The sequence below is a fragment of the Actinoplanes sp. CA-051413 genome (assembly GCF_050955795.1).
In the GTDB taxonomy this organism is placed as follows: domain Bacteria; phylum Actinomycetota; class Actinomycetes; order Mycobacteriales; family Micromonosporaceae; genus Actinoplanes.
Genome location: NZ_CP192100.1, coordinates 3,935,469 through 3,946,790 on the forward strand (window position 1 = coordinate 3,935,469; position 11,322 = coordinate 3,946,790).

General features: G+C 68.0%; 3 protein-coding genes. 2 read left to right on the forward strand and 1 reads right to left on the reverse strand.

The window, feature by feature from the left end; translation table 11 throughout:
* Positions 1 to 276 precede the first annotated feature (276 nt).
* Together ACQP2Y_RS18345 and ACQP2Y_RS18350 are read left to right on the forward strand one after the other, a co-directional pair.
* Positions 277 to 9,009, forward strand: coding sequence for a DNRLRE domain-containing protein (locus tag ACQP2Y_RS18345; protein ID WP_433729783.1), 8,733 nt, complete (start codon positions 277 to 279; stop codon positions 9,007 to 9,009).
* 76 nt (positions 9,010 to 9,085) lie between these two features.
* The gene (locus ACQP2Y_RS18350) at positions 9,086 to 9,526 is read left to right on the forward strand and encodes a hypothetical protein (protein ID WP_433729785.1); all 441 of its coding nucleotides are present in this window, start codon (positions 9,086 to 9,088) and stop codon (positions 9,524 to 9,526) included.
* A 355-nt stretch (positions 9,527 to 9,881) separates the two neighbouring features.
* Here ACQP2Y_RS18350 and ACQP2Y_RS18355 read toward each other — a convergent pair whose 3' ends face one another.
* A complete protein-coding gene (locus ACQP2Y_RS18355) occupies positions 9,882 to 11,078 on the reverse strand; it encodes an MFS transporter (protein WP_433729787.1) in 1,197 nt (398 codons plus the stop codon).
* Positions 11,079 to 11,322 lie beyond the last annotated feature (244 nt).

Genomic DNA, 11,322 nt, shown 5'->3' on the forward strand with positions numbered 1-11,322 from the left:
GTCGGACCATTGAGGACGGTCATTGCCGGTCACGGATCCGGCTGATACGGTCGCTGCCAGCTATCGGCTGAGTACCACCACACGGGGGGCCGGATCCGCTCGGTCCGACGCGCTTTGCACGCGTCGCAATTCTTCTGTCAACCGAGTCGGCCAGCGACATTCACCAGCGCACATCCGCCCTGCCCGCACGCCCATTGTCTCAATGGCGACGTGTGGCGATCGAGGCTGCCTGTTCCGTCGCATGTCCGCACCTCCATCGAGGAGAGCTCGACGAGCATGGACACTCATTCTCCGCACAATCGCCGTCGTCGTACCGCCATCGGCGCGGGCCTGCTCGGCCTGCTGCTCATCGGCTCGGGCCTGGTCGCCACGCAGCGCCTCGGTGACGACGGATCGTCGTCGAAGTCCGCCGAGGAACGCGCCCGTGACGCCGTGGTGCTCGCCGACCCGCCCCCGGGCGTGCCGCCTGTCAAGGGCCGCCCGGTCGCCGCCACCCCGCCGGGACCGGGCAGCAGCCTGCCGGACCGGCAGAAGGCGCCCACCGGCAAGACGCTGCCGGCCGCGAAACGGGTCGCGGAGAAGGTCTCGGCCCGTACCTCGAACGCCAAGGTGTGGACCCTGGCCGACGGCCGCACGCAGGCCGAGGTCAGCGGCGCGCCGCTGCACTACCGCGACGCCGGCGGGCGCTGGCAGGACATCGACACCACGGTCCGGCGCACCGGCGAGCAGGGCTACGTCTACCGCGCCGAGAAGAACTCCTTCGACAGCCGCTTCGGCGACCGCACCGACCGGCTCGTCCGCTACGACCTGGGTGGACGCTCGGTGTCCGTCGGCGTCGCCGGGACCGCCCGCAAGGTGACACCCAAGGTGCGCGGCAGCGCGGTCCGCTATCCGGACGTGTTCGGCAGCGCCGACGTCGCGTACGACGTGAACGCGTCCGCGCTGAAGGAGAAGATCGTGCTCGACAAGGCCCCGGCCGGGGCCGCGTCGTACACCTTCACGCTCGCGCTCGACGGGGTGACCGCCGCCGCCCAGCCCGACGGCTCGATCGCCTTCCGCGCCGCCGATGCCGACGGTGCGCCGCTGTTCTACCTTCCGAAGCCGTACATGTACGACAGCGGCGCCGACCCGGCCACGCCGACCGGCACCGGGTGGAGCAACAAGGTCACCCAGGTCCTCACCGGCTCCGGCTCCACGCTGCGGCTCACCGTCACGGCCGACGAGAAGTGGCTGCGTGACAGCGCCCGCAAGTACCCGGTGGTCATCGACCCCACCATCAAGGTGCAGCCGCAGGTGGGCCAGGCCCAGGACGGCATGATCAACTCGTACGACCCGGCGGTCAACTACGACACGTCGTGGCGGCTGTCGGTCGGCACCAACCAGGTCAGCGGCTCCACCAACGCGATCTTCCGCAGCCTGGTGAAGTTCCCGCTCAGCGAGGTCCCGGCCGGTACGAAGCTGGACTCGGCCCAGCTCAAGATGTACTTCGACCAGAACATGGTCAACGCGCTGGACGGCACCGTAGTGCCGATCAACGCGCACCGGGTCACCGCGCCCTGGAACGAGAGCACGGTCACCTGGAACAACATCAACACCGCGGTCGGCGAGATCGGCACCAACACCGAGCAGATCGACAACGCCGACTCCGGCAAGACTGCGGCTGTGGGGGAGTGGCCCTCGGTCAGCGCCGCGGCGGCCCTGAGCGGCAGCTACCGCACCAACAGCGGCGCCACCACCGGCGACACCTACACCTGGGTGCCGCGGGTCACCGAGGCCGGCCAGTACGACGTGCAGGTGCACTACGTCCCGGGCGCCGACCGGGCCACCAACGCGCCGTACACGGTCTTCCACACCGGTGGCAGCACAGTGAAGACGGTCAACCAGACTACCGGGTCGGGCAGCGGGGCCTGGGTGTCGCTGGGCGAGTTCTCCTTCAACGCCGGCACCACCCACAAGGTCGTCCTGGGTGACGTGGCCAACAGGACCGTCGTGGCCGACGGTGTGCGCCTGGTCAAGAAGGCCGCCGACAGCAAGGGCGCCTTCCAGAACCACGCCTGGCACACGTTCAGCGTCCGGTCGATCGTGCAGGACTGGATCGACGGCAAGCAGGCCAACAACGGTTTCGTGCTCAAGACCCCGAACGAGGCCAGCGTGCTCAGCGGCCCCCGCTACGAGGGCGCCGAGAACGCCTTCGGCGGCGAGGTCGACACCTTCCCGACCCTGCTGCTGACCTGGGGCCGGCCCGGCGTCACGCTGCAGATGCCGACGACGATCCGCTCCACCGGCGCCGAGCTGGCCTGGAGCGCCTACGCCGACCCGTCGAGCAGCACGAGCGACGACATCGTCGAGTACCAGGTGCACCGCAGCTCCGCGCAGAGCTTCATCCCCTCGGAGCGCACCCTGGTCGCACCCATCCTCAAGGACCGGACGTCCTACAGCGACACCAGCGGCACACCGACGCCGGCGAACAACGCCACCGAGTTCGGTGCCCCGTTCTACTACATGATCGTCGTGAAGACCCGCGACGGGCAGCTCATCCCGTCCCCGGCCGAGCAGGTGCAGCTGCCCAAGGCCGGCCACATCGTGCGCGTGCTGCAGGGCAACTCCACCGACACGACGCTGACCAGCAAGCAGCCCGACACCGGCCACGACGGGCTCGACGGCGGCGGGCTGATCCAGATCGGCAACAACGGCTCGATCTTCGGCACCAGCCGGGCCGTGGTGAAGTGGCCGAGCATGACCGGGCTGCCCACGGGCACCAGGGTGCTCAGCGCGAAGGTCGGACTCTGGGGTGCGTACTCCGAGGGCGACGGCGGCGCCACCTTCAACATGCACGGCCTGACCCGTGACTTCGACGAGGCCACCGGCTCGTGGAACAAGGCCGCCGGTTCGACGGCCTGGACCGCCCCCGGTGGCGACTACACGGCGGCGGCGTCGGGTTCGGTGACCGCCATCGGCACCGATCCGCGCTGGCAGAACTGGAACGCCACGTCGCTGGTGCAGGGCTGGGTCAACACTCCCAGCAGCAACAAGGGTGTGCTGTTCCGGCTGGCCAACGAGTCCACGCCGACGCAACGGGTGCTGTTCACCGCGGGTGAGGTGCCCGACATCCGGCAGCGGCCGCGCCTCGAGGTGATCTACACGGCGCCGGCCACGGAGAACACGTACTACGCGCCGACCGTGCCCTCGCGGATGATCCCCGGTGACGAGTACACGTCCCCGGTCACCATCACCAACTCGACGAGCTCGCCGCTGGCCAAGGCGGACTGGGTGCTGTCGTACCGGTGGGAGCTGGCCGACGGCACCGACGTCACCACCGGGGACAACCAGCGCGAGACGCCGCTGCCGGTGGATCTCGCCTCCGGCGCGGTGACCACGGTCAACGCGAAGATCATGACGCCCGTCCGCTCGGACCAGGGCAACAAGCGGCAGAAGTTCGTCCTCAAGTGGGACCTGCGCAACAAGACCACCAACCAGTGGCTGTCGCAGGTGTGGGAGATCCCGCCGCTGGCCCAGCCGGTGACCGTCGAGGACCCGACCTCCGACCAGCTCGGGCTGGAGAAGTTCTACCAGTACACCGGCCAGAACGCGGGCGCCGGCTCGACCGTGATGGTGAACCAGTTCTCCGGCAACGCGGTGTTCAGCTACAACGCGTTCAGCAACCCGAGCCGCGGCCTGTCCACGTTCCTGCGGCTGTCGTACAACAGCCAGGACAGTTCCAATTCCTACATCGGGTACGGCTGGTCGCTGTCGACCTCGACCGTCACCCGGCTCGGCTCACCGTTGCAGTTCTCCGGCGGCAACGACCGCTGGCCGGCGAAGGTCACGCTGACCGACGGCGACGGCACCAGCCACTTCTTCGACCTCAACAAGCACGACAGCACCAACGAGGCCGACTGGGACTACGACAGCCCCTCCGGTGTGCACCTCTATCTGCAGCGCAACGGCGACGACCCGACCCGTACCTGGGTGATGATCCGCCCGGACCGCAGCCAGTTCTACTTCGACGTGGACGGCTACCAGACCGCCGTCATCGACAAGAACGGCAATGACCTGCGGTTCACCTACGAGCGGGTCAAGGTCGGCAACCGCAACACCGGCGTGCTGAAGTACATCACCGACGCCACCGGCCGCCGCACGCTGACCTTCGAGTACTTCAACAGCGGCGACAACTTCGCCTTCTTCACCGGCAACAGCGACACCAAGCAGTCCGGCACGAACCTGGCCAACGGCCAGATCGTCAACCAGCTGCGGGCGATCACCGACGTCTCCGGGCGCCGGATCACCCTGACCTACAACGACAAGGGCCTGCTGCGCGAGGTCCTCGACGGGCAGGGCACGGCCGACGAGAAGCCGTTCGGCTTCTACTACGACGACGCGTCGGGACTCAACAACCCGAAGCTCGTCCGGGTCGACGACCCCCGCGGCAACGGCACCAAGCTGGGCTACTTCCCGGCGTCCGCGGGCAACCTGCTCAAGTGGCGGACCGAGAAGGTCGTCGACCGTAACGACAAGAACATCGACTTCACCTACACCGACCCGGACGGCTCGACCGGCTCGTTCATCGAGAACGTCGTCACCGACGCCAACGGGCACGCCTCGAAGTACCTGATCGACGGCTTCGGCCGGCCCACCCTGCTGACCAACGCCAAGCAGCAGAAGACCGAGCTGACCTGGGACGCCGACAACAACGTGCGGCGCCTGGCCGAGGACAACGGCGCGGTCACCACCTGGGTCTACGACGAGAAGACCGGCCTGCCCCTGGAGATCAAGGATCCGGAGGCGAACAAGAACAACTGGCCGGCGCAGAAACTCGAGTACCGGTTCGGGCTCAAGGGCCACACCGCCGAGCTGACCGCCAAGACGTCCCCCGAGGGCCGCAAGCACACCTTCGGCTACGACGCCTACGGCAACCTGACCTCGGTCACCGATCCCAAGGGCAACGCGACCGCGGCCGCCGGTGACTACACCTCGGTCTACACGTACGACACGTGGGGTCAGCAGAAGACCTCGACCGACGCCAACGACAACACGACGAAGTACGACGACTACGACCCGGTCGGCTATCCGCGGACCATCACCGACGCCCTCAACCAGAAGGAGACGTACGAGTACGACGCCATCGGCAACGTCGTCTCGATCACCGACGCCGCCGGCAAGACCTCGACGTACACCTACGACGTCTTCGGCCGGCCGCTGAACTCCCGGGAACCGAAGGACGCGGCGAACAACGTCTACATCGTCACGCCCGGCCCGACCTACGACGGCAACGACAACGTCGTACGGCAGGAGGAAGCCAACGGGGCGGTGAGCGAGTCCAGCCACGACCCGACCGACCGGCTGGCCGCCCTGAAGGAGCCGAGCGACGGCAGCGGTACGCCGGAGCGGATCACCACGTACGACTACGACAACGTCGGCAACCTGCTCGCGGAGACGGAACCGAAGGGCACCCTGTCGGCGACCACCGGCGACTACGTCACCCGGTACAAGTACGACGAGCTCAACCAACTCCTCGAGACGACCGACGCCGACGGCGGCCGGGTCACCTCGACGTACGACAACGTCGGCAACCTGAAGACCGTTGCCGACCAGCGCAAGTCCGCCACCGCCCAGGCCGACGACTACAACGAGAAGTACGACTACGACCTCAACGGCCGGCCGATCGCCGAGACCGATGCCCTCGGTCACAGCACGAAGACGGAGTACGACCGGGACGGCAACGCGACGGCCACCGTCGACCAGGACGGCAACCGCACGACCATCGTCTACGACGCCGGCGCCGACGTCAGTGAGCAGCGGGTGCCGCACAAGACCGACGACGGCAAGACGGTCGTCCGCACGACGAAGTACGAGTACGACGAGGTCGGCAACCAGACGAGAGTGATCTCGCCACGGGGGGTCGACACCACCGACGACCCGAACGACTTCGCCACGGTGACCGTCTACGACGCGCTCAACCGGATGAAGGAGCAGCAGGAGCCGTACGACGCCGACGACGAGCGGTACAAGACCGCCGACAAGACGATCTACACGTACGACGCGGTGGGCAACACCAAGACGGTCAGCGCCCCGCCGGCCGAGGGCGAGGCCGACCGGGCCGTGACCACCTACACCTACTGGGACAACGGCTGGAGCCGCACCAGCACCGACCCCTGGAACATCAAGAGCGAGTACGACTACAACGCCGTCGGCAAGCAGACGTCGCGCAAGGTGACCGGGGCCAACGGCAAGACGCGTCAGATGAACTGGACGTTCTTCCCCGACGGCAAGGAGAAGACACAGGCCGACGACGGGGACGGCTCCGCGACGGCGCGCAAGAACTTCGAGTTCACCTACGACGCCAACGCCAACCTCACCCAGATGCTCGACAAGAGCTCCAACGCCAAGATCGACAACTACACCCTGTCGTACGACGGTCGTAACCGCCTCGACAAGGTGCTGGAGAAGCTCGACGGCGCGGTGAAGAACACGACGGACTACGACTACGACGTCAACGACAACCTGCTCAAGCTCAAGCACGACAAGGCCTACTCCGAGTACGACTACGACGAGCGCGACCTGGTCAAGACGGCGAAGACCGGTAAGTCCGCCGACGACACGAAGACCACGACGTACACGTACACGAAGCGGATGCAGGTCGAGACGGAGAAGAAGGGCAACGGCAACACCGTCACGTACGGCTACTACCTCGACAAGAAGCTCAAGAACCAGGCCGAGAAGAAGTCGAGCGGGGCGGTGGTCAACGAGCACTCCATCGAGTACGACGCGAACGGCCAGCGCTCGAAGGACGTCGGCAAGAAGCAGAACGCGGACAACAAGTCGGGCTCGCTGGACACCACAACCACCTACGAGTACGACCCCCGGGACCGGATCCGCAAGCAGACCAAGACCGGTCACGGCGCGGGCACCGAGACGTACGTGCACGACGCCAACAACAACGTCATCAAGCAGACGGTCAAGGGCGCCGAGACCACGTTCGACTACGACCGCAACCGGCTCCTGAAGTCCGTCACGTCCGGAGTGACGACGACCTACAAGTACGACGACTTCGGGCGGCAGTCCCAGGTCCTGACGGCCGGCACCGAGACCGAGAAGTACACCTACGACGGTTTCGACCGCACCGTCAAGCACACCAAGACGCCCGGCGGGGACACCGAGTACACCTACGACCCGCTCGACCGTCAGCTCACCCGCAAGCAGAACGACAAGACCACGACGTTCACCTACATGGGTCTGACCGAGGAGACGCTCACCGAGGAAGAGGGCGGCAAGCTCCGCAAGAGCTACCAGTACGGACCCGACGGCCAGCTGTTGTCCCAGGCGAAGTTCAAGGACGACGGCAGCTTCGAGACGTCGTACCAGACCTACAACCCGCACACCGACGTCGAGCAGATCACCGACGAGCAGGGCGACTCCCGGGCGACGTACGGCTACACCGCGTACGGCAGCAACGACGACGCTCAGTTCACCGGCGTGGACAAGCCGGATGCCGCGAACCCGGAGGACCCGGCCAAGGAGCCGTACAACGCGTACCGGTTCAACGGCAAGCGGTTCGATCAGTCCACCGGCTCGTACGACATGGGGTTCCGTGACTACGACCCCGGCCTGAACAGGTTCCTGACCCAGGACAACTACAACGGCGCCCTGGCCGACATGAACCTGACCACCGACCCGTTCACCAACAACCGGTACGCGTTCGGCGGCGGCAACCCGATCTCGCAGGTCGAGCTCGACGGGCACCTCTCGCTCGGCGACATCGGCCACGCGGCCCTCGACGTCGCCGGCCTGGTGCCCGGCGTCGGCGAGGTCGCGGACCTGGCCAACGCGGCCTGGTACGCGGCGGAAGGCGACTACGCCAACGCGGCACTTTCGGCGGCCTCGGCCATCCCGCTGGCCGGTTACGCCGCCTCGGGTGTCAAGGCCGGCAAGTACGCCGCCAAGGGTGTCGACGCCGCACAGTCGGCCTCCAAGGGCGCCGACGCGGCACGCACCGGATCGAAGGCGGCCAACGCCGGTCAGGGCGGGGGGCGGGCAGCTCCGACCCCGGCGAAGGCGTCGTCCGGCGGTGGCGGCCCCACCGGCGGTGGCAAAGCGGCGGGTGGCGGCGGCAGCGCCGGTCCCGCGAAGGCAGGGGGCAGCGGCAAGGCCGGCGGCAACACCGGCGGCCGGACCGCGGCCTCACGGGGCGGCAGCTGCAAGGCCAACAGCTTCGTGCCGGGTACGGCGGTGCTGATGGCCGACGGCTCCTACCGGGCGATCGAGGACATCGAGCTCGGCGACGAGGTGCTCGCCACCGACCCGGAACTCGGCATCACCGAGGCCCGGCCGGTCACCGATCTGATCACCGGCGACGGTGAGAAGAAGCTGGTGGAGATCACGGTCGACACCGACGGCGCGGCGGGTGAGGCCACCGGCACGGTGATCGCCACCGACGGCCACCCGTTCTGGGTCGACGATCAGGGCCGCTTCGTCCCCGCGGCCGAGCTCGCCACGGACGACGTGGTCCTCGGCGCGGACGGCGACCTGCTGACCGTGCGCGGGGTGCACCCCTTCACCGAGGTCAAGAAGGTCCACAACCTCACCGTCGACGGGATCCACACCTTCTACGTCGCGGTGGGCGGCGAGACCGTCCTGACCCACAACTGCGCCGACCGTGCTCCCGCCGGGCACAAGTACCGGGGTGGCCTCTACCGGAACCTGAAGGATCCGGCCACCAAGAAGAACGTGCCCGGCACCGAGATCAACCACATGCCGCCGAACTCGATCAACGGGATGCCCAAGACGGCGGGCCCGGCGATCCAGATGGACCTGGCCGACCACATCAAGACCGCGAGCTGGGGCTCCTTCAACAGCGCCAAGGCGCACCGGGCAGCTCAGCGAGCCCTGCTGGACAAGGGCGACACGGCCGGTGCGGTCAAGATGGACATCGACGATATTCGCTCCAAGTTCGGCACCAAGTATGACGACGCCATCCTGGAGATGCTGGAAAAGTATCCCCAGAAGAAGTGATCGCCTGACAGCTCGACAGTTGCGGCACCCCGGGGGTCTCCCCGAGGTGCCGCACCCCGTACGAAAGGAAGTCGTGATGCCGGAGCACCAAGCACGCATTGAGGTCCTGCCCGGAGAGGGCGTGCAGGGCGCCCGGTTCGGCGAGGACCGGGCGACCCACCGGGAGCGGTTCGGCACCTTCGAGTCGTTCGAGCGCAATCCGGGTGACGGCCTGACCGACATGTACCCGGGCAAACTTCTGATGCTGTACTACGACAAGCAGGACAAGCTCACCTTCATCGAGGTGAGCGCGGGTGGTGCCGAGGTGGTCTGGGACGGCGTGAGTCTCGTCGGACAGCCGCTCGGCACGGTCCTGGAGGCGCTGCGCGCCAAAGGCGTCGAGCCCGTGTTCGACGACGACTCCACCTTCGAGCTGCCCGAGCAGGGAATCGGCCTGTACACCACGGCGCCCGACGAACTCGACGAGCCGATCGAAGGCGTCTCCGTCCACCCCGTCGGGCAGGGCCAGTCGTCCTGATCGTCGGTGCGCATCGCGGCCGGCGGCCGCGCGAGCACGACGGGAGGCGGGACCGGGCACCAACGGGTGGCCGGTCCCGCTCGGTCCGCGTCCGCAGCGAAGGCCCAGGCAACACCGTCGGGAATCACCGACCTCTACAGCGAAGGGCAGCGATGAATGGTCGACGACGCCCTCGAGACCGAGGTAGCGCGGGAGTTGCAGGCCGCCGGTCTGCGACCTTCTTCACCGGACGATCCCCGAGCCGGCGGCTTTGGCATTCGCGGTGAGCCGCCGGCCGGCGCCGTCCATCACCGCCTCCCGGCCGGCCGGCACAGCCGCAGCGGTGGCCCGGCCGCTGTCCCGCCCCGTCGGCGTCTCACGCCCCGAGAAGCCGTCGCGAAGCGTGCGTGTGCACCCACCAGGCGAGGGGAAGGGCGATGAGCACCACTGCCTGGATCGTGAGCAACGCCGCAACGATGCCCCAGCGGTCGGCCACCAGGCCGGCTCCCAGCGCGACGAGCGCGTACAGCACGCTGCCGAGCAGCGACGCGAGCGAACCCATCGTCGCGCGTTCCCGGTCGGTGAACTCCCGCTGGAGCAGCGTCTGCTGGGCGATCGTCGACATGCCGTAGGCCGGTGACCCCAGCAGCACCGGCGAGAACACCGTCGGCTTGACCAGGGCAACGACGTTCGCCGCGGTGTCGAAGAGCTCGCCGGACAGCAGGGTGCGGGCCGCGCCCAGCCGGCCGATCACCCAGCCACTGACGCGGAAGCCGGCGAAGGCCACGGCGTGGCCGAAGGTGCGCCACAGGCCCAGCGCCCAGAGCGGCCACAGCCCGGCCACGAAAACCGGCGACAACTGCGCCGCGCTCTCACTGCTGTATCGAAGCGCCGACACCAGGGTCATCCGGCGGAGCACCGGATTACCGCGGATGCCGCGCAGGGCCGAGCCGAGATGCACCAGCACGGTCGATCCCAGCGGGCCGTGCACCCGCGGTTCCCGGATCCGCCAGGCGATGAAGACGCACAGGACCTGCGGCACGACGGACAGCACGACCACCCCGCGCAGGGACCACGCGCCGCCGACCACGCCACCCACGGCTGCCGCCAGGGCGAGCGCGAGTTGGAACATCGAGTTCACCCGGCCCGAGTGCCGGGGGAACTCGTCCTCCCGGCCGGCTTCGAGCAGCGTGTCGTAGAGCAGAGACTCGTTGTTGCCGCTCCACAGTGCCGTGGCCAATCCCTCCAGCACGACAGCAGCGAGGAGGAGGCCGTAGCCCGGAGCGGCGGCGTACCCGAGATGGGCGGCCACCATGACGACGGCACCGGCGATCATGGTGCCGCGCCGGCCGAGGCGGTCGGAGAGCACGCCGGTCGGCACCTCGAACGCCGCCGAGGACAGCATCTTCACCGCCAGGAGGCTGGCGGCGGCGGTGTACGAGCCGGTGACCTGCGCGAAGTAGATGACCATGATGGGCCCGTACAGGCGGAAGTCGCCGCAGAAGTTGAACCAGCTCAGCAGGCGGACGTTGCGGTGGACAAGGTGAGCAGCGGGTTGCGGACGAGCGGACACAGCAGAACTCCCGGAAGGCGAACGGAGACGCCAGACAGCGCCACGGGCCGGTGACAGGTGTCACCTCGCCCCGGCGACCGGGATGGGTGCTGTGCTGCTACCCGCGCGGCTCTAGCAGCCGGCGACCGCGGTCACCAAGGGGCGAACGGAAGCTCCGGTCATCGTGGTGGCCATCAGTGCTCCTCATCTCTCCGGGCGGAATCTCTCCGGGCGTACGCGTCGTAACGGCTGCAACTCTAACGGC

Coding starts and splice junctions, on each gene's coding strand:
- ACQP2Y_RS18345 (WP_433729783.1), top strand. CDS start 277: ATGGACACTCATTCTCCGCACAATCGCCGTCGTCGTACCGCCATCGGC.
- ACQP2Y_RS18350 (WP_433729785.1), top strand. CDS start 9,086: ATGCCGGAGCACCAAGCACGCATTGAGGTCCTGCCCGGAGAGGGCGTG.